This is a genomic window from Actinomadura atramentaria DSM 43919, from assembly GCF_000381885.1.
GTDB classification, from domain to species: Bacteria; Actinomycetota; Actinomycetes; order Streptosporangiales; family Streptosporangiaceae; genus Spirillospora; species Spirillospora atramentaria.
Window position 1 is genome coordinate 55,619 of record NZ_KB907216.1, and the last position, 18,371, is coordinate 73,989.

At 73.2% G+C, this 18,371-nt stretch carries 15 protein-coding genes; 7 read left to right on the top strand and 8 right to left on the bottom strand.

Going from position 1 to position 18,371, the window contains the following annotated elements; all coding sequences use genetic code 11:
• Positions 1-64: 64 nt before the first annotated feature.
• The gene (locus G339_RS0121305) at positions 65-1,126 is read left to right on the top strand and encodes a DUF695 domain-containing protein (protein ID WP_026341651.1); all 1,062 of its coding nucleotides are present in this window, start codon (positions 65-67) and stop codon (positions 1,124-1,126) included.
• Here the strand turns inward: G339_RS0121305 and G339_RS0121310 are convergent.
• Positions 1,114-1,989, bottom strand: coding sequence for a DUF1206 domain-containing protein (locus G339_RS0121310; protein WP_019633093.1), 876 nt, complete (start codon positions 1,987-1,989; stop codon positions 1,114-1,116). The two genes, G339_RS0121305 and G339_RS0121310, sit on opposite strands and share 13 nt — an antisense overlap.
• 89 nt (positions 1,990-2,078) lie before the next feature.
• Positions 2,079-3,254 (bottom strand): cysteine desulfurase family protein, encoded by a 1,176-nt coding sequence (locus G339_RS0121315; RefSeq protein WP_026341652.1) that lies wholly within the window; start codon positions 3,252-3,254, stop codon positions 2,079-2,081.
• Positions 3,255-3,385: 131 nt separating this feature from the next.
• Between G339_RS0121315 and G339_RS0121320 the strand changes: the two genes are divergently transcribed.
• The 6 genes from G339_RS0121320 (at position 3,386) to G339_RS0121345 (ending at position 10,865) form a co-directional block, all read left to right on the top strand.
• Positions 3,386-3,907 carry a TetR/AcrR family transcriptional regulator gene (locus G339_RS0121320; protein WP_033323864.1) on the top strand — a complete coding sequence of 174 codons (522 nt, stop codon included), beginning with the start codon at positions 3,386-3,388 and terminating at the stop codon, positions 3,905-3,907.
• Positions 3,908-4,017: 110 nt separating this feature from the next.
• Positions 4,018-5,232: an MFS transporter gene (locus G339_RS0121325; protein ID WP_019633096.1), complete on the top strand. Its 1,215-nt coding sequence runs from the start codon at positions 4,018-4,020 to the stop codon at positions 5,230-5,232.
• A gap of 64 nt (positions 5,233-5,296) precedes the next feature.
• Positions 5,297-7,096 carry a serine/threonine-protein kinase gene (locus G339_RS34770; protein ID WP_051107914.1) on the top strand — a complete coding sequence of 600 codons (1,800 nt, stop codon included), beginning with the start codon at positions 5,297-5,299 and terminating at the stop codon, positions 7,094-7,096.
• A 301-nt stretch (positions 7,097-7,397) separates the two neighbouring features.
• Positions 7,398-8,570: an FAD-dependent oxidoreductase gene (locus G339_RS0121335; RefSeq protein WP_033323866.1), complete on the top strand. Its 1,173-nt coding sequence runs from the start codon at positions 7,398-7,400 to the stop codon at positions 8,568-8,570.
• A gap of 10 nt (positions 8,571-8,580) precedes the next feature.
• A complete protein-coding gene (locus G339_RS0121340; protein WP_019633098.1) occupies positions 8,581-9,390 on the top strand; it encodes an alpha/beta fold hydrolase in 810 nt (269 codons plus the stop codon).
• A 212-nt stretch (positions 9,391-9,602) separates the two neighbouring features.
• Positions 9,603-10,865 carry an MFS transporter gene (locus tag G339_RS0121345; RefSeq protein ID WP_019633099.1) on the top strand — a complete coding sequence of 421 codons (1,263 nt, stop codon included), beginning with the start codon at positions 9,603-9,605 and terminating at the stop codon, positions 10,863-10,865.
• A gap of 135 nt (positions 10,866-11,000) precedes the next feature.
• Here G339_RS0121345 and G339_RS34775 read toward each other — a convergent pair whose 3' ends face one another.
• The 6 genes from G339_RS34775 to G339_RS0121375 all read right to left on the bottom strand — a co-directional run bounded on the left by G339_RS34775 (position 11,001) and on the right by G339_RS0121375 (position 18,146).
• Positions 11,001-11,513 (bottom strand): hypothetical protein, encoded by a 513-nt coding sequence (locus G339_RS34775; RefSeq protein ID WP_019633100.1) that lies wholly within the window; start codon positions 11,511-11,513, stop codon positions 11,001-11,003.
• Positions 11,514-11,707: 194 nt separating this feature from the next.
• The gene (locus G339_RS0121355) at positions 11,708-12,655 is read right to left on the bottom strand and encodes an electron transfer flavoprotein subunit alpha/FixB family protein (protein ID WP_019633101.1); all 948 of its coding nucleotides are present in this window, start codon (positions 12,653-12,655) and stop codon (positions 11,708-11,710) included.
• A gap of 23 nt (positions 12,656-12,678) precedes the next feature.
• Complete coding sequence (locus tag G339_RS0121360) at positions 12,679-13,458, bottom strand: electron transfer flavoprotein subunit beta/FixA family protein (RefSeq protein ID WP_019633102.1); 780 nt, start codon at positions 13,456-13,458, stop codon at positions 12,679-12,681.
• A 312-nt stretch (positions 13,459-13,770) separates the two neighbouring features.
• On the bottom strand, positions 13,771-15,075 hold the full coding sequence (locus G339_RS0121365; RefSeq protein ID WP_019633103.1) for a hypothetical protein: 1,305 nt from the start codon (positions 15,073-15,075) through the stop codon (positions 13,771-13,773).
• A 24-nt stretch (positions 15,076-15,099) separates the two neighbouring features.
• A complete protein-coding gene (locus tag G339_RS39960; RefSeq protein WP_205625608.1) occupies positions 15,100-16,974 on the bottom strand; it encodes a serine/threonine-protein kinase in 1,875 nt (624 codons plus the stop codon).
• Between the two features lie 224 nt (positions 16,975-17,198).
• Complete coding sequence (locus tag G339_RS0121375) at positions 17,199-18,146, bottom strand: acyl-ACP desaturase (protein ID WP_019633104.1); 948 nt, start codon at positions 18,144-18,146, stop codon at positions 17,199-17,201.
• Between the last annotated feature and the right edge of the window lie 225 nt (positions 18,147-18,371).

Below are 18,371 nucleotides of genomic sequence, written 5' to 3' on the forward strand. Positions count from 1 at the left end.
CCCCAGGGTAAGGTCCGCCGCGCACCTCGGCGCCACCCGTTATCCGCGTACGATGTGACGCGCCATGGGAATCTTTCGCCGCCCCCGCGACATGTCCGCCGCCACGCCCGCCGCGATCGGCGAGTTCTGGGAGTGGTGGGCGCAGGCCCGCCCCTCGATCGAGGCCGCCCTGGAGGCGCAGCCCGGCGACGACGACGCCGACGGCCTGCCGACCGAGCTGGTCGAGGAGCTGTCGCACCGCGTCGGCAAGATCCACCCGGACCTGCAGTGGGAGATCGGCGGCTCGGACGGGCGCGGCCCGGCGCTGACCGTCACCGGCGGCGGCGACCCGGCGCTGCGCGGCGTGGCCGAGCGCTGGCACCGGGCGGTGCCCCGGTCGGCGGGCGCGCACTGGCGGTACTACCCGGCCCGCCAGCCCGACCCGGAGATGCTGACGCAGAACCTGGTCCTCGGCGACCACGAGTTCGATCTCGAGTACGCCCGGTTCGGCATGCGCGCCGACCAGGGCCGCGCCCGCGTGGACATCACCGCCTACCACCCCGACTTCCTGTTCGTCGCGGAAGAGCAGCGGCTGCAGGTCGCGCGGCACCTGCTGGACTGGGCGCTCGGCGAGGACGACGCGGCGCGCTGGGTCGGCCGCGTCACGACCGCCGAAGAGGCCCCGATCGACTCGCTGCCGCCGTCGATGCTCGCGGTGGTGGTCGAGCAGGTCGCCGAGCCGTTCGCCGCCCCCGAGTGGCTGACCGGCGAGGGGCGGACGCCGCGCGGGCACCCGTCCCGCGTCATGGTGCGCTTCCCGCTGCACCGGCAGGACCACCCGCTGTGCGACCTGCACGTCAGCGTCGCGGTCCCCTACCGGCACGCCAACCCCGACCGGCTCCCGGTGGACCCGTCGGCGGGGGCGCTGCGCAAGTTCGAGCGGCGGCTGACGGCGCTGGGCGACCGGGCGGTGCTGGCGGCCGTGGAGACGGGCGACGGGCTGCGGGTGTTCCACCTCTACGCGGACCCGGCGTCGTCGGTGCTGGCCGACCTCGACCAGCTCGCGGCGGGTTGGAGCGAGGGCAAGGCCAAGGTCTCGGCCGCGTCGGACCCGTCGTGGAGCGCGCTCGCGCCCTACCGGCCCTGACCGCCGCGCGCGGCCTCGACCTTCCGCCAGCGGGCCTCGCACAGCGAGTACGCGCCGAACACGACGAGGCCGAGCGCGACGGCGACGAGCAGCCACGGCCCGGCGGGCGTCCCGGCGAACTCGCGGAGCGTGCCGTCCAGGCCCTTGGCCTCGTCCGGGTCGAAGGTGGCGGCGGCGCGGATCAGGAAGACGCCGACGCCGCCGAACACCAGGCCGCGCGTGCTGCGGCCGACGACGCCGAGCGCCTTGACGACCGGCGCGACGCGGGGGCTCATCTCGCCGACGTTCAGCTTCTTCAGGAACTTGCGGCGCACTGCGCTGACGATGTTGCCGACGCCCCACGCGACGAACCCGACGCCGACCGCCAGGACGAGCCAGCGCCCGCCCTGGTGCTCCATCGCGCGGGCCGTGTACGAGTGCGACTGCTGGTCGCTGGACGAGCCGCCCTGCCCGAGGACGAAGCTCAGCATCCCCGCGAAACCGGCCGTGTAGAACACGCCCCGGCCGAAAGACGCGAGCCGTTTGACGGGCTTGTCGCCGTCCGCGACCGGCTGCCCGAACGCGGCCTCGGAGAACCGCCACAGCGCCAGCCCGAGGAAGCCGAGGGTCAGCAGCCACAGCATGATCGTGCCGCCGGGCTTCTCGCCGATCTCCTGGAGCGCGCCCTTCTTGTCGGCCTGCTCGCCGCCGTCGCCCAGCCCGATCTGCACGGCCAGCCAGCCGATCAGCAGGTAGATGATCCCGCGCGCGACGAGTCCCGCCCGCGACAGCCGATGGAACCAGCGGTTCCCGGCCACGCGGCGGCCATGCCGCCCGGCCGTCCGCGCACCGCTCTCGGCCGTTCCCACCGCGCCCGCCGTCATGTCCGTCTCCCGTCGTCACCCAACGTCGGACGCGAGACTGCCCGCAACAAAACAGCCCAAACGAGACCAGCCCGTCGCGGGCCCGCCGGTCAGGCGAGGCCGGCGCGGCGGGCGCGCTCGACGACGGGGCCGATGGCGGCGGTCAGCGCGGCGATGTCGGCCTCCGTGCTGGTGTGCCCGAGGGTGAAGCGCAAGGAGCCGCGCGCGCGGGCGGCGTCCGCGCCCATCGCGAGCAGGACGTGGCTGGGCTCGGACACGCCCGCCGAGCACGCCGAGCCCGTGGAGCAGGCGATGCCGCGCGCGTCGAGCAGCATGAGCAGCGCGTCGCCCTCGCAGCCGGGGAACGAGAAGTGCGCGTTGCCGGGCAGCCGGTCGACCGGATCGCCGTTGAGGACCGCGTCGGGCACCGCGGAGCGGACGCCGGCGATCAGTGCGTCCCGCAGCGCCCCGAGCCGCCGCACTTCGGCCTCGCGGGTCGCGAGCGTGTGCTGGACGGCGGCGGCGAACCCGGCGATGGCGGGGGTGTCGAGCGTCCCCGAACGGACGTCCCGCTCCTGGCCGCCGCCGTGCAGGACGGGCACCGGGTCCGCGGCGAGCCGCTTGCCCGGCTTGGCCAGCGCCAGCGCGCCGACGCCGAGCGGGCCGCCGAGCTTGTGGCCGCTGAGCGTCAGCGCGGCCGCGCCGGACGCCTCGAACGAGACGGGGAGATGCGCGGCGGCCTGCACGGCGTCCGTGTGGAACGGGACGCCGAACTCGGCCGCGACGGCGGCGAGCGCCGCGACGGGCTGAACGGTGCCGACCTCGTTGTTGGCCCACATGACCGTGACCAGCGCGACGTCCTCGCCGGTGCCGATGGCCGCGCGCAGCGTCTCGGGCGCGACGCGGCCGTGCTCGTCGCACGCGAGCCACCGCACGTCCGCGCCCTCGTGGTCGGCGAGCCACTGGACGGCGTCCAGGACGGCGTGGTGCTCGACCGCGCTCGCCAGCACCCGGCGGCGGCGCGGGTCGGCGGCCCGGCGCGACCAGTAGAGGCCCTTGACGGCGAGGTTGTCGGCCTCGGTCCCGCCGGAGGTGAAGACGATCTCGCTCGGCCGTGCGTCGAACGCCTCGGCGATGATCTCGCGGGACTCCTCGACGACGCGGCGGGCGCGGCGGCCCACGGCGTGCAGTGACGACGGGTTGCCCGGTTCCCCCAGTTCCGCGGTCATCGCGGAGACGGCCGCGGGGTGCATCGGGGTGGTCGCGGCATGGTCCAGGTAGGTCACCACGCCGTCAACATTATCCGTGTGCGGACCCTTCCCCCTCGCGGGTCCGGAACGCCATGAATACCGGGGAATGCCCTGACCGAAACGCCGGTTGCCTACTGTACCGTCCGGTCGGTACAGTGGAGTCCGCCATGAGGAAGAACGTCCTACTCGACGCCGCCGAGTCCCTGCTCTCCGAGCAGGGCACCCAGGCGCTCACGCTCGCCGCCGTCGCCGACCGCGCGGGCGTCAGCAAGGGCGGGCTGCTCTACCACTTCCCGACCAAGGAAGCACTGGTCCAGGCGCTGGTCAGCCGGGTCATCGAGGACTTCGACGACCTCATCGGGTCGTTCATCGACGACAGCCCCGGCTCGTACACGCGCGCCTACGTGCGGGCCACGTTCGAGATCCTCACCGGCGAAGCCCGCGCGTACCGACGATGGTCGGCGATCATGGCCGCGGCGACCGACCCGGAGCTGGCCGCGCCGCTCAACGCGGCGATGCGCCGCTGGCACGGGCACGTCGACCCGACCGATCCCGACCCCGAGGGGACGGCGCTCGTCCGGCTGGCGGCCGAGGGGCTGTGGGAAGTGGTCAGCCACGCGCCCGGCCTCTACGAGGAAAAGCAGTTCGCCGCGCTCGAAGCGCGGATGCTCAAGCTCCTCGAACGCTGAACACCGCCGTACCCCCCATGTTCCGACCCTTTCCCTGACGCCGGGTAGGCGCCCGGGACCGCTGCACGCCCCGGGACGTCTCCCGGCCGATCTGGAGAAAGAGGTGAGCCATGCTGCTCCGCGCCCGCGTCGGGACGTTCCTGACCTTCCTGCTGGCGGGACTGCTCTGCGGGGTCTGGACGGCCCGGATGCCCGCGCTCGCGGCGAAGTTCGACGCGGACGAGGGCGCGATCGGCGTCGTCGTGCTCGTCTGGGGCCTCGGAGCGCTGGCCGCCATGCAGGGCCTGCGCGCGGTGATGAGCCGGTTCGGCAGCCGCGCGGTGCTGCGCGTGTCGCTGCCGCTGACAGCGCTGACCTACCTCGGCGTCGCGTTCGCGCCGGACTACGCGCTGCTGCTCGTGGCCGTCGCGGCGTTCGGCATGGCGTTCGGGATCACCGACATCGCGATGAACGCGCAGGGCAGCGTCGTGGAGCAGGCGTACCGCCGGTCGATCATGAGCAGCATGCACGCGGGCTGGTGCGTCGGCGCGATGAGCGGCGGCCTGATCGGCGTCGCCACGGCCGCCGCGGGGCTCGGTTTCACCACGACGGTCGTCATCGCCGCGCTCGTCGGGCTGCCCGCCGGGCTCGCGCTCGGCCCGACCTACCTGGCCGACCCCGCCACCGCCGCGCGGACGGCGGGGGGCCGCCGCGCCCGGCTGCCGCTGGCCGTCTACCTGATCGGCGCGCTGGCGTTCATCGCGTTCATGACCGAGGGGTCCATCGCGGACTGGAGCGGGCTGTTCCTGCACGGCGAACTCGGCACGACGCAGGCCGTCGCGGCGCTGGGGTACCCGATGTTCGAGCTGGCCATGCTGTTCGGGCGGCTCGTCGGGGACCGGCTGCGGATGCGGCTCGGCACCCGGCGGCTGCTGGCGTGGGCCGGGTTCGGCACCGCCGCCGCGATGACGGTCGTGGTGACGGCCCCGTCCGCGAGCGTCGCGATCGGCGGCTTCTTCCTCACCGGCCTCGTGGTCTGCACGATCGTCCCGACGACGATCTCGCTGGCCGGGTCGGTCGCGCCGGGCGCCCCGGCGGCGGCCGTCGCGCAGGTCGGCGCGATGGGCTACGGCGGGCTGCTGCTCGGCCCCGTCGTGATCGGGTTCCTGTCCCAGGCGACGACGCTGCGGATCGGCGTCGGCGTGGCCGTGCTGCTCGCGCTGATCGTGGGCGTCGGGGCGCGGTTCGTCCCGCTCGGCGGCCGCCTGGACGTCGCCGAGGCCGCGCCGGAGCCCGCCGCGGCCGTCGGCGCGGACGCCGGGGAACCGGCGACCGTCGCCGCCTGAACCGCCCGCCCCCGACCGGCATCCGATATAAGACGGATGCCGGTCGTGTGATCCAGGGGGCGGAATGGTCGAGTGGCGTGTCCCGGAGTACAGCGAGCTGACCGTCCTCGGCGAGGGCGGGCAGGGCCGCGTCGTCCTCGCACGCCACGACGGCACCGGCCGCACCGCCGCCATCAAGTACCTGGCGGGATCGCTCGCTGAAGACGCGACGTTCCGCGACCGGTTCCGCGACGAGGCGCGGTTGCTGGCCCGCCTCGACCACCCCAACGTCACGCGGCTGTACGGGCTCGTCGAGCGGCCCGAGGGCACGGCGATCGTCATGGAGGCCGTGGACGGCGTGTCGCTGAAGGCGCTGCTCGCCGAACGCGCACCGCTCGCGCCCGAGGCCGCGCTGGCCGTCCTGAAGGGCTCGCTGCTCGGCCTCGCGGCGGCGCACGGGCTCGGGATCGTCCACCGCGACTACAAGCCCGCGAACGTCGTCGTCCGGGGCGACGGGGTCAGCAAGCTCATCGACTTCGGAATCGCCGCGGACGCGGGGGCCGCCGACCGGTCGGGAACGCCAGCGTACATGGCGCCCGAGCAGTGGCGCGGCGAGCCCGCCTCCCCCGCCGCCGACGTGTACGCCGCGACCGCCGTGTTCCACGAGTGCGTGACGGGCCACCGGCCCTATGAGGGCGCGAACGCCGCCGTGCTGATGAACGCGCACCTCACCGCGCCCGTTCCACTCGACGGCGTGCCCGAGGCCGTCCGGCCGCTCATCGCCTCGGGGCTCGCCAAGGACCCGTGGGCGCGTCCGGCGGGGGCGGGCGCCTTCGTCGCGGAGCTGGAGCGTGTGGCGGGCAGCGCGTACGGGGCGGACTGGGAGCAGCGCGGCGTCCGGGCGCTGGCGGGCGCTGCGGCGGCACTGGCGACGCTGTTCCCGCTCGCGGCACTCGGCCTCGGCTCGGGCGGCGGTGCGGCCGCAGGAGGCGCGGCGGGCGGCACCGCGGCCGGAGGCGCGGCCGCGTCCGGCGCGGCAGGCGGGACCGGGGCGGGCGGCGCGGTGTCCGGCGGCGCGGCGGCGGGCAAGGGCGCGATGCTGGCCGGGCTCGGCGGCGCGAAGGGCGCGGCCATCGCAGCCGGGGCCGTCGTCGCCGTCGCGGCGGCGGGCGGCGGCGCGTACGTCGCGACGCACCAGGGCGCGAAGCGGCCGCCGGCGCTCGCCTACACGACGGCCGCGCTGGAGGAACCGGGGAACCCTCTGACGATCAGCGGGACGCTCCCCCGCGTCACGGGCGGTGCGCCGGGCCTCGCCCAGAAGGTCAACGCCGCGCTGCGCGGTCCCGTCGACACGCGCGCCGCCGAGTACCGCAAGGGCCTCGAAACCTTCGGGCCGAGCCCGACCACCATGCTGGTGAAGCCGTCCTACCTGCTGAAAGGACCGCGCTACCTGTCGGTCCGCTACGAGATCACCCAGCAGGGCGAGCGGCTCACGCACCCGACGTGGACCCGCGCGCGGACCGTCACGGTGGATCTGCGGACCGGCCGGCCGGTCCCGGTCACCGATGTCTTCCTGCCCACCGGGCTCACCGCGTCCGGCCTGCGGCAGTTCGTGGAACGCGCCCGCGCCGACGTGTCATCGAACTTCTCGTGCCTGAAAGACCAACCGCCCACCATCTCGAAGGCCCAGATGGAGGGCGCCGACGGTGCCGTCGCACTGGCGTTGGAACGCGACCGCCTGTACGTCCTGCTGGACCTCGTCGCGCTCGGTGGCATCACCGCCTGCGGGCAGGCCGATGTGGAGATCCCCTACTCGGAGTTGTCGGGCCTGCTGAATCCGGCGGTCGTCCAGGCCGCCGCGACGACGGCCTCGCCCCGGCCCTAAGCCGCCGCCGGAATCCCGTACCGCCGTCCACAGTCGCCTTCCCAGACGGGAAGCTGGCGCTTGCCTTCGACTGTTCCTGTACTGAGGCCCGACCACACCCCATTTCGTCGTCTCGTAGCCGCCCGGCGGCGCGCGTAGGCGGTTCATTCGAGATCCGGGCCGCCTCAGTGCTATGCCGATCCTGGTATCACAGATGGCGAAATGAGTATTAGCCAGGTATGACCGCAGGTCACAAGATGGGTGACGTACACCACCGTCTTCGCACGGTCCCTACTACGTGTCGCCAGCGGAAGGAGCAGCCGTGGCCCCGAGCAGAACCGCGGAAGTGATCGGAGCGGGCCTCGCGGGGCTCACCGCCGCCACCGCCCTGGCCCAGCGCGGCTGGTCGGTCCGCCTGCACGAGCGCGACACCGAGATCCGCGCGATCGGCGCGGGCATCTACGTGTGGGGCAACGGCCTCGCGACGCTGGAGGCGCTCGGCCTCTACGGGCAGGCCGCGATCGGCGCGCACGTCGGGCCGGTGCTGGAGACGCGCGACCACCGCGACCGGACCGTCGAGGAGATCCCGATCAACGGGCCCGGCCAGGCCCGCGTCCTGACGATCATGCGGGACCACCTGATCGCCACACTCGTCGGCGGGGCGGAGAAGGCCGGGGTCGAGATCGTCACCGGCTCCGAGGCGGTCGAGGCGACCCCGGACGGCCGGGTCCTGCTGCGCTCCGGCGACACGCTGCGCGCCGACGTCGTCCTCGCCGCGGACGGCGTGAACTCCCGCATCCGCCGCCACTACGACGTCATCGCCCACCGCTCGGTGATGCGGCAGGGTGCGACGCGGCTCACCGTCCCCCGCTCGCCCGACTTCGTCCCGGCCGAGGACCAGGGCAAGTACATCGAGTACTTCAGCGGCCGCCGCCGCGTCCTCTACACGCCGAGCAGCGAGACGAGCCTGTACGTCGCGCTCGTCGCCGACGAGGACGACCGCGCCGCGAGCCGCATCCCCGTGGACGTCGCGTCGTGGATCAGGTCGTTCCCGCACCTGTCGACGCTGCTCAGCGCGTGCGCCGACGCCCCCGCGCGCTGGGACACCTTCCAGTTCCACACGCTGACCCGTTGGTCGATGGGCCGCCTCGCCTTCCTCGGCGACGCCGCGCACCCGCAGCCGCCCTACCTCGGCCAGGGCGGCGGCTGCGCGATGATGAGCGCCCTCGGCCTGGCGGACGCGCTCTGCTCGTCGGACGCGTCGGTCGAGCAGCGCCTGCGCGACTGGGAGTACGCCGAGCGGCCCACCGTCGAGCACACGCAGCGCTGGTCGTACCGGCTCGGCCAGCTCAACTACCTCCCCGACTCCGCGCGCAGCTCGCTGCTGCGCGGGAGCAGGTTCCTGGCGAGCCTCGGCGCGTCGCGGATGCGCGCCGCCCGCACGATCCCGACGGGCGCGGACCGGTTCGACGGGTCCGCCCCCACGATCCGCTGAGAGGAAACCCATGACGTCCACCGAACTGAAGACGCTGCGCATCGGCGGGAACCCGATCTCCTACCAGGACGAGGGACCGCGCGACGCGCCGGTCGTCGTCCTGATGAGCGGCTGGTGCCACGACCACCGCCTGTTCGACCAGCTCGTGCCGCATCTGAGCGACGACCTGCGCGTGCTTTGCATCGACTGGCGCGGCCACGGCGAGGACCGCTCCCCCGTCGCGGACTTCGGCTACCGCGAGCAGGCGTCCGACGTGATCGCCGTCCTGGACGAGCTGGGCGTGGACCGTTTCCTGCCGGTCTCCCATTCGCACGGCGGCTGGGCCAACCTGGAGATCGCGGAGCGGGTCGGCACCGCCCGCGCCCCCCGGCTGATCGTCGTGGACTGGCTGATGACGCCGCCCGCGCCCGACTTCGCCGCCGGACTCGCCGCCATCCAGGACCCCGCGACGTGGATCGAGGGCCGCCAGGGCCTCTACGACGTCTGGCTGAACGGACAGGACCACGAGCGGGTGAAGCGCCACCTCGACGAGGAGATGTCCGGCTTCGACTTCGAGATGTGGGCGCGGTCGTGCCGGGTCATCGCCGCCGCCTACGCGGAGTTCGGCTCGCCGCTGCAGCGGATGGCCGGGCTCACCGAGCCGCGCCCCGTCAAGCACCTGTTCTCCCAGCCGACCGATCCCGCCTACGAGCAGGCGCAGATCGACTTCCGCGCCGACCACCCGTGGTTCGACTACCGCACGCTCGGCGGCCCCACCCACTTCCCGACGCTCGACTCGCCCGAGAAGGTCGCGGCCGAGATCCGCGACTACCTCGCCTGACCCGAACGCGCCGGACGCCGCCGACCGCGTCCGGCCCCCACCCCCGACACCGCATGGCGGACGCCACCCACCAGTGAGCAGAGGGCGGTACCCGACCGGGACCGCGCCGACACGTACCTGGGTTTCGCCGACATCGGGCAGGTCGGACGCCGCCGTTCCCGGCCGCGTCCGACCCGCTCGCCCCTCTCCTCCATCCCCGCAAGGAGTTCCCCATGCGCAACGAACGCCCCAGCACGCCCACCGCCGACCCACCGGCGACCAAGTGGCTCATGCTCGCCATCGTCTCGGCCGGTTTCATCGTCATGACGATCAACTGGTTCGACATCTCCACCGGCTTCGACGACATCGGCGCGGAGTACCACAAGGCCATCCCGGACGTCGCGTTCCTCATCTCGATCTTCGTCGCGGCCTACGGCGTCCTGCACATCCCCGGCGGTCTGCTCGCCACCAAGTGGGGGCTGCGCCGGACGCTCGCGCTCGGCCTCGCCGTCGAGGCCGCCGGGGCGCTGCTGTCGGCGACCTCGACGTCGTTCGCGCAGCTCGTCCTGTGGCGCGCTCTCGCGGGCGTGGGCGCGTCGGTCTTCGCGGCGGTCGGCGTCGCGGCCGTCAGCATCTGGTTCCGCGAGCACCAGCACGCACTCGCCCTCGGGATCTCCTCGGCGGCGTTCAGCGTCGGCACCGCCCTCGGCCTCTACACGTTCGGCGACATCACCGCGGCCACGTCGTGGCGGACCTCGATCGTCATCGGCGGCCTCGTCTGCCTCGCGGTCGCGGCCGTGAGCCTGTTGTTCTTCCGCGTGCCGCGCGGCGTGGGATCCCTCGCGGGCGTCGAGATCACCCGCGAGGGCCTGAAGCAGACGTTCTTCAACAAGGACATCTGGCTGTATGGGCTCGCCTTCTTCGGCGCGTACGGCGCGTACCTCGGCGCCTCCCAGCTCATCTCCGGATACGGCGAGGACCGGGGCCTGCCCGGCGGCCAGGTCGGCGCGGCGGCGTTCCTGATCGGCATCGCGGGCGTCCCCGGCAGCATCGCCGCCGGATGGCTGGCGGACCGCTACGTCAGCCCGCGCACGCTGTTCGCGGTCGGCGCGATCCTGGAGGCCGTCTCGCTCGCATGCGTCCCGCTGGCCGGCGAACACACGTTCTGGCTCCCCGCACTCGGCATCGGCTTCATGTTCAACTTCGTGTTCGCCGTCTGGCAGACGGTGCCGGGCAACATGCGCAGCATCGCACCGGAGAACATCGGCACGGCCATCGGCCTCATGCTGACGATCTCGGCGATCGGCGGCTTCGTCCTCCCCTGGGCGTTCGGTCTGATCACCGACGGCCCCGGCTACACCGCCGCCTGGCTGTTCCTCGCAATCGTCAGCGCGGTAACGGTCGGCTTCTGCCTCTTCAGCCGCTCACGCGGCCGCACGGCAACTCCCGAACACGCCATCCGCGACCTGAACCCCGTCAGCGGCGCCGAAGCCTAAGCGAAAGCGGTCGGTCCAGCGGTCACCCCCGCCGGACCGACCGCCAATCGCTTCTCATGCGGCAAGCCCGCCCGGGTGCATGTGAGGCGCACCCGGGTCGGCGGGACATCGGTGGCGCATACCGTCTTCGCGTGGTCATGAGGCTCTGCGTTTGCCGCTGCGCTTCGGGCGCTTGGACTTGCCTTGTTTCGCGTGCTTGAGCTTGCTTACGGTCTCGTCGGGGCGCGGAGGCGAAGGGGTCGGTCCTGCGTCAGGCGGCGTGCTGTCGGGGAGGCCGTGCAGCGGTGTCGCGTCGGGTGACGCGGCGGGCGGGGTCCGGTCCTGCGGCTCTGTGGTGGTCGGCTGGTTCGGGGCCGGCGGGGCAGACTCTGCGTCCGGCTGTGAGGTCGTCGCCGTGTCCGCCGGTTGGGCGGGGGTCGGCGCGGCGGTGGGGCGGCGGTTGCCGTTGCGCTTCACGATGTGGACGACCCGCGTGACGGGGAACCACTCCTCCGTCATGACGCGGCCGCCGCGGGCGATCTCGCGGACCTTCACCATCCCATCCGAGATGTCGATCTCGACGCTCCTGCCGACGCAGGTCGCGGCAACGACGTGCCGTTCCACTCCGCCGCCCTGATCCATCAGGATCTCGACGCTGTCCCCAAGCATGGGTTCTCCTCCTCTTGTCGCCGAAGATGGCCGGAACCCATGACAGCCGACGGCGATCGGTGATCGCACACGCGGATCGAGGCTGTGGATAACTACGAGCCAGAGCGCCCGAAGTGCGGATCAACCGCCCAAAAAACCGCGCCCCGGCGACGAACGAGTCGTCGCCGGGGCGCGGTCCGGGAGGCCGAAGCGCGTCACTTGCGCTTGATGATCTCCTCGGTGAGCTGCGGGGCCACCTGGAACAGGTCGCCCACGACGCCGAAGTCCACCAGCTCGAAGATGGGGGCCTCGGGGTCCTTGTTGATCGCGATGATCGTCTTCGAGGTCTGCATGCCGGCCCGGTGCTGGATGGCGCCGGAGATGCCGACCGCGACGTAGAGCTGCGGCGACACCGTCTTGCCGGTCTGACCGACCTGGAACTGGTGCGGGTACCAGCCCGCGTCCGTCGCGGCGCGGGACGCGCCGACGGCCGCGCCGAGCGAGTCGGCCAGGCCCTCGATGATCGAGAAGCCGTCCTTGCCGACACCGCGGCCGCCGGAGACGACGATCGCGGCCTCGGTGAGGTCCGGGCGCTCGCCCTTCTCCTCGACGACCTTCTCCACGATCTTGGCGGCCTTGTCGGCGTCCGACAGGGCCACCGAGACCTGCTCCTCGGCCGGGGACGCGGGGGCGGCCTCGGCGGGGACGGAGTTCGGGCGCACCGCGATGACCGGGGTGCCGGTGTTGACCTTGGCGTGGGCGATGACGCCGCCGCCGAAGATCGAGTGCTCGGCGACGAAGCCGTCGGCGACGTCCACCACGTCGGTCAGCACACCGGAGCCGATCTTGACGGCGAGCCGCCCGGCGATCTCCTTGCCCTCGGCGGTGGCGCCGACGAGCACCGCGGCCGGGGCCTTGTCCTGCACGAGCTGGGCGAGCAGCGCGGCCTTCGGCGCGACGACGTAGGAGGTCAGCTCCTCGTCGCTGCCGACGTAGACCTTCTGCGCGCCGTACTCGGCGAGCTTGTCCTTGGCCCCGTCGTAACCGCCGCCGACCCATACGGCCGACGCCTCGCCGAGCCGGTTGGCCAGCGTGAGCAGTTCGAGCGTGACCTTCTTGACGTCGCCGTCGACGTGATCGACGAGGACGAGAATCTCTGCCATGTTCGTTGAATCCCCTTCCCCGCTCAGACGAACTTCTTCGAGGCGAGGAACTCGGCGATCTTCGCGCCGCCGTCGCCCTCGTCGGTGACGATCTGGCCCTGCGCGCGCGGCGGGGCCTCGGCGAAGTCGACCACCGCGGTGGCCGCGTTGGCCAGGCCGATCTGGCCGGCGTCGAGGCCGGCGTCAGCGGCGCCGAGCGTCTCCACGGGCTTCTTCTTGGCCGCCATGATCCCCTTGAAGGAGGGGTAGCGCGGCTCGTTGATCTTCTCGACGACGCTCACCACGGCGGGCAGGGACGCCTCGACGCGGTCGAATCCGTAGTCGGTGATCCGCTGCACCTTGATGGCGGAACCGTCGATCTCGACCTTGTTGGCCAGCGAGAGCTGCGGCACGCCCAGGCGCTCGGCGAGCATCGCGGCGAGCACGCCGGTGCGCGCGTCGGTGGACTCCGAGCCGAGGATCACCAGGTCGAAGCCGGTGCGGCCGAGGACCTGGGTGATGGCGTAGGAGGTCTGGAGCGCGTCCGAACCCGCGAGCGCGTCGTCCACCAGGTGGACGGCCTTGTCCGCGCCCATCGCGAGGGCCTTGCGGATCGAGTCGGTGGCCTTGTCGGGGCCCATGGTGAGGACGGTCACCTCTCCGCCCTGGGCCTCCTTGATGCGCAGCGCCTCCTCGATGGCGTACTCATCGAGCTCGTTGATCACACCGTCCGCGGCAGCGCGGTCGAGCGTGCTGTCATCGGACTTCAGCTTGCGCGGGCTCTCCGTATCGGGAACCTGCTTCACCAGGACGACGATGTTCATGGCCGGTGGCCGACCTCCCTGCACTCAGTTGGCCGCCCTAATGAGCGGACAGAGGTGCGCCGCCCGTGGTGGGTCGACGCGTGAGTTGACGCGGTATCGCATCACAGCCTGCCAAAGACCCGAACGCTCTTCGGACGCGGGCCCCCGTTTCGACCGTGCGACTCCGATGTTACCGATCGGTAGCCTGGTGGCAAATCCCAGCGTGAGAGACATTGCCCACGCCCCGTCTCGTCCCGACGCGCCCCAGGTCGCCGCCCTCAGCGTGACGCACCTCACATGGAACTGTCCAGAAGGGGTGACTCCGAGGTCAGGTCACTGCAGCGAGCTCTGCAACCGCGTCAGCGACGCGTCGAGAGAACTCTGCAGCCCGTACAGCGGAGCGAAGCTCGGCGTCAGCGACATCGCCGCCGCGACCACCGCGAACGCGGCGAGGCCGAGCACGACCCCCGCTATCGCGATGCGGTGCGGAACCCGCGCCGCGAGGAAGAACACCCGCTCCAGGCTCTGGCGCGGCAGAGAGGCGCCCGGCGCCGTCCACAGCGCGATGGCGGCCGCGCCCGCGCCGAACGCGGCGGCGTCCAGCGGGTTCAGCAGGACGTCGACGGCGGCGAGGCCGATCAGCGCGTACGTGACGGCGGCGGCGACCGCGCCCGCGTACACCGCCGACAGGATCGTCCGGCCGAGCGACGACAGCACCGCCCACGCCGGCGGGCGAATGGCCAGCGCACGCAGCGCCAGTGCGGCGAGCAGCGTCAGCACCAGTCCCGGCGCGGGCGCGAGCACGCTCACCCCGGCGGCGACCACCACGACGAGCACCGAGAGGAGCCGCGCCCAGCCCTGCGCGACGGCCAGTTCGTGCGGAGACCGGCCGTCGCCGCCCGGCGGCGTGAAGCGGCGTGCCGGACCCGCCGCGCGCGGCGCGGGAACGGCCGCCCGATCCCTCTCGGACTCATCGGCCGCGAAGGGCACGCGCTTCTCGGCGGGCCCGAAGTCCAGCGCGGCGACGCGATCGGCGAGGTCGGCCGCGGACGGGCGGTCGGCGGGATCGGCCGCGGTCGCGGCGCGCAGCAGCGGCACGAGTATCTGCGGCACGGCCCCCGACTGATCCGGCCCGGTCGCGGCGGCGGTGACCGTCGCCGCCCAGTCCGCGATGTCGTCGGCCGGGTCGCCCGGCACGAGCCCGATGTCGGTCACGACGGGGGCGTCGTCCACGACGACGACCGCCTCCGGGCCGAGCGACCCGTGCGCCAGCCCTTCGCGGTGGACGGCGGCGAGCGCCTTGGCCATGCCGAGGGCCAGCGCGCGGAGCCCGGCGCCCCGGTACGGTCCGCTCCCGGCGACCTCGGCGGCGAGCGTGCGGCCCGGGACGAACCGGAAGACCAGGTAGCGGGCGTCACCGTCGTCACCGTCGTCGCCGCCGTCGAGGACGTCGGCGGCGTACGGGCTGCGCACGTTCCGGAGCCGTTCGACGTCCGGCGGCGGCGCGGCCTCGGGAAGGAAGCGGATCGCGACGTCGCGTCCCGCGGCGTCGGCCGCGCGGTAACCGCCGTCCGGACCGTCCGCAAGGGGCCGCAGGAGCCGGTAGCCGCCGACTCGTTCCCGTGTCTCGCCGCTCATAGGGTTCGCAACCTTACCGATCGGTCAGACGAATGGAATCCCGCCGCCGACGAGATCTTTCGCCCGGTCGAACACGTGCTCCAGGCTGTTGCTCATCCCGTCGACCGGGGTCGTGTCCGCCGGGCGGCCCTGGGCGAGCACGACGAGCACGACGGCGAAGACACCGAGCGCGAGGACGCCGCCGAACGCGATCTCCGAGCGCGGCAGCAGCGCCCCCCAGACGCGGGCGAGCTGGCGGCGCGGCGCGCCGCTGCCCGGGGCGAGGGACAGCAGCGCGATCACGGCCATCGACGAGTACGCGACGGCCGTCGAGGCCGTCATGTCCGGCTGCGCGACCATGAGGACGATCAGCAGGACGAATCCGGCGAACAGCGAGAGGCCCGAGAACAGGGCCGTCGCGAGCAGCGCGCCGGGCAGGTGCAGCGGCGAGCGGAACGCCGCGCCGACCGCGTCCCCCGACCGGGGGCCGCGCCGGGTCCGGCGGTCCTCCATGCCCTTGGCGGCCTTGTCGGCGGCGCGCAGGACGAGGACGCCGACGATCGTCACGAGCACGGCCAGGACCGGCGTCATCCGGGCGAAGCCGAGCAGCGCGACGAGCACCAGCGCGCTCATCACGCGGTACAGGAAGTAGGGTTTGCGCCGCTCGCGGTCCTGCGCGCGGTCGGGCGTCGTGGACCCCTGCGGGTCGGCGGGCGCGCCCCGACGCGGGTCCTGCGGCGCGGGCTGGCCCGGCTGCGGCGGTCCCTGGTACGGGACGGGCTGGGGCGGCGCGTAGTCCTCCGGTTCGGGCGGCGGGCCGGGCGGCGGCAGGGCCGACGGCCCGTACCCCGGACGGCCGTACGGGTTCGTCCCGTACGGGCCGTAACCGGGAGCCGGCTCGTAGCCAGGCGGCGGGCCGGGGGGCGGCAGCGGCGGCGGGGCGGGCGGCAGCAGGCCGCGGAAGTCCTTGGGCTGGAGCGTCGGCGGCGGGGGCGGCGGCTCCTTGGTGGTGCGGTCCGGGACGGTCTCCACGATCGTCTCGGGCGCGGCGGCCGGGACGGCGGGCGAGGCGGCCCGGTAGTGGTCGTCCACACGGGTGCCGTCGGTGATGGTCGAGTCGATGTGGATGCGCCGCGTGATCTGCGCGAGGTCGACGGCGGTGGGCCGCTCGGCGGGGTGGCGCGCCATCGCGGAGCGCAGGACGGGCAGCAGGGCGTCGGGCACGCCCGCGAGGTCGGGCGTCCCGGACATGATCTTGTAGAAGATGGACTCGAACGTGCCGGAGCCGAACGGCGGCCGCCCGGTCGCGGCGTAGGCCACCGTCGCCGCCCACGCGTGGACGTCGGACGGCGGCCCCGCGTCCTCGCCCTCGATGATCTCGGGTGCGAGGTAGCCGGGCGTGCCGATGACCATGCCGGTCGCGGTGAGCCGCGTCGCGTCCGCGCCCTGCGCGATGCCGAAGTCGATGACGACGGGCTCGCCGTCCACGAGCATGACGTTGCCGGGCTTCATGTCGCGGTGGACGATGCCCGCGCCGTGGATCGCCGACAGCGCCGACGCGAGGCCGAGCGCGAGCCGCTGGAGCCCGGCCGGGTCGATCGGCCCGGCGTCCTCGACGATCTCCTCCAGCGTGCGGCCCGGCACGTACTGGGTGACGATGTACGGCCGCTCGGCGGTGACGTCGGCGTCGAGGATCTCGGCGACGTGCGGGCTGTGGACGCGCCGCATCGAGTCCACCTCGCGGGCCAGGCGCCGCCGCGCCGTCGCGTCCCCGGCCACGGCGGGCCGCAGGACCTTGATCGCGACGTTGCGCCCGACCGGGTCGGCGCCCAGGTGGACCACGCCCATGCCGCCCTCGCCGAGGGTCCGCAGGACGCGGTATTCGCCGATCATCTCGCCGGACGTGACTGCCCCCTTCATCGGTTCCGCACCCCTAGCCTCGCGCATCCGGCGCGGCGGTTTCCACTCGGCGCCCCCGGGCGCCGGGCGACCGCCCGGCCGCGCGCCCTCCCCCGAGGGCGGCGGCGACGCGTCTCAGCGTTCCCCATGTCCTGTTCGACGCCGAATGCGATGGATGCGTTCCGGACACGCGCGGGAGCCGCCGCCCGGCGCGGGCCGGGCGGCGGTGCGGCGGTGTCGGCGGATCAGCCCTTGCGGGCGGCGACGCGGGCGCGGCGCTCCTCGCGGCGCGTCTCGAACTTCGTCGCGGCGGCGTCGAGCTGCTCCATGAACTCGGCCAGCTCGTCGCGGGCCTTGGCGCCGTCGCCGGTGAACGTCCGCTCGAACACGCCCCACTTGCGCAGGCAGGGGGTGAGGACGTCGTCGTGGTGCAGACGCAGGTCGTAGATGCCCGCGTTCGCGATGATCACGGACTTGCGCAGGAAGCCCTCGATGCCGTAACCGGGCATCTGGAACGCCTTGACGACCTCGGTGATCGCGCGCATGGTCTCGTTCGGCGCGACCTCCAGCGCCGCGCCCATGAGGTTCCGGTAGAAGATCATGTGCAGGTTCTCGTCCTTGGCGACGCGCGTGAGCATCTGCTCGCAGACCGGGTCGCCGGACGCCTTGCCCGTGTTGCGGTGCGCGACGCGCGTGGCCAGCTCCTGGAACGAGACGTACGCGTTGCCGTGCAGGAACGCGGTGCCGTGCGCGGCCTCGTAGCCGAGCTGCATGTGCTTCATCCGGGCGCGTTCCAGGGCGATCGGGTCGACGGCGCGGGTGACCGTCAGGTAGTCGCGGATGACGATGCCGTGCCGGTTCTCCTCGGCCGTCCACCGGTTCACCCAGGTGCCCCACGCGCCCTCGTTGCCGAACACGTTGGCGATGGCGCGGTGGTAGCCGGGGAGGTTGTCCTCGGTGAGCAGGTTGACGATCAGCGACTCGCGGGCCACCTCGCTGAGGGTCGAGTCCTCCGGGGTCCACCCGTCGCCGCCGAGCGGGCCGTCGAAGTCGCGGCCCTGCGCCCACGGGACGTACTGGTGGGGGAACCACTCGTCCGCGGTGGACAGGTGCCGGTTCAGCTCCTTCTCTGCCACCTGCTCCAGTTCGAGCATCAGGCCGGTCTGGAACTTCTCCTCGGGGGTGACGGACATGCTGTTCCTTCACTGGGTGGACGACTGCGGGCCGGACGGCTCGCCGTGGCCCGGGGGCTCGGCCGCCGGGGGGCTCGGCTGGCACGGGCCGGTCCGGGGGACCGGTCACGCAACTTACCGAAGCGTAGGTTCGATGGTCGCGAGGTGGGGCGATTCCCGTCAAGCTCCCCGGCGACAATCGGCACGAGCTTTTCTTGTAGCCCGTCCGCAAAACGGCGCGGGCGC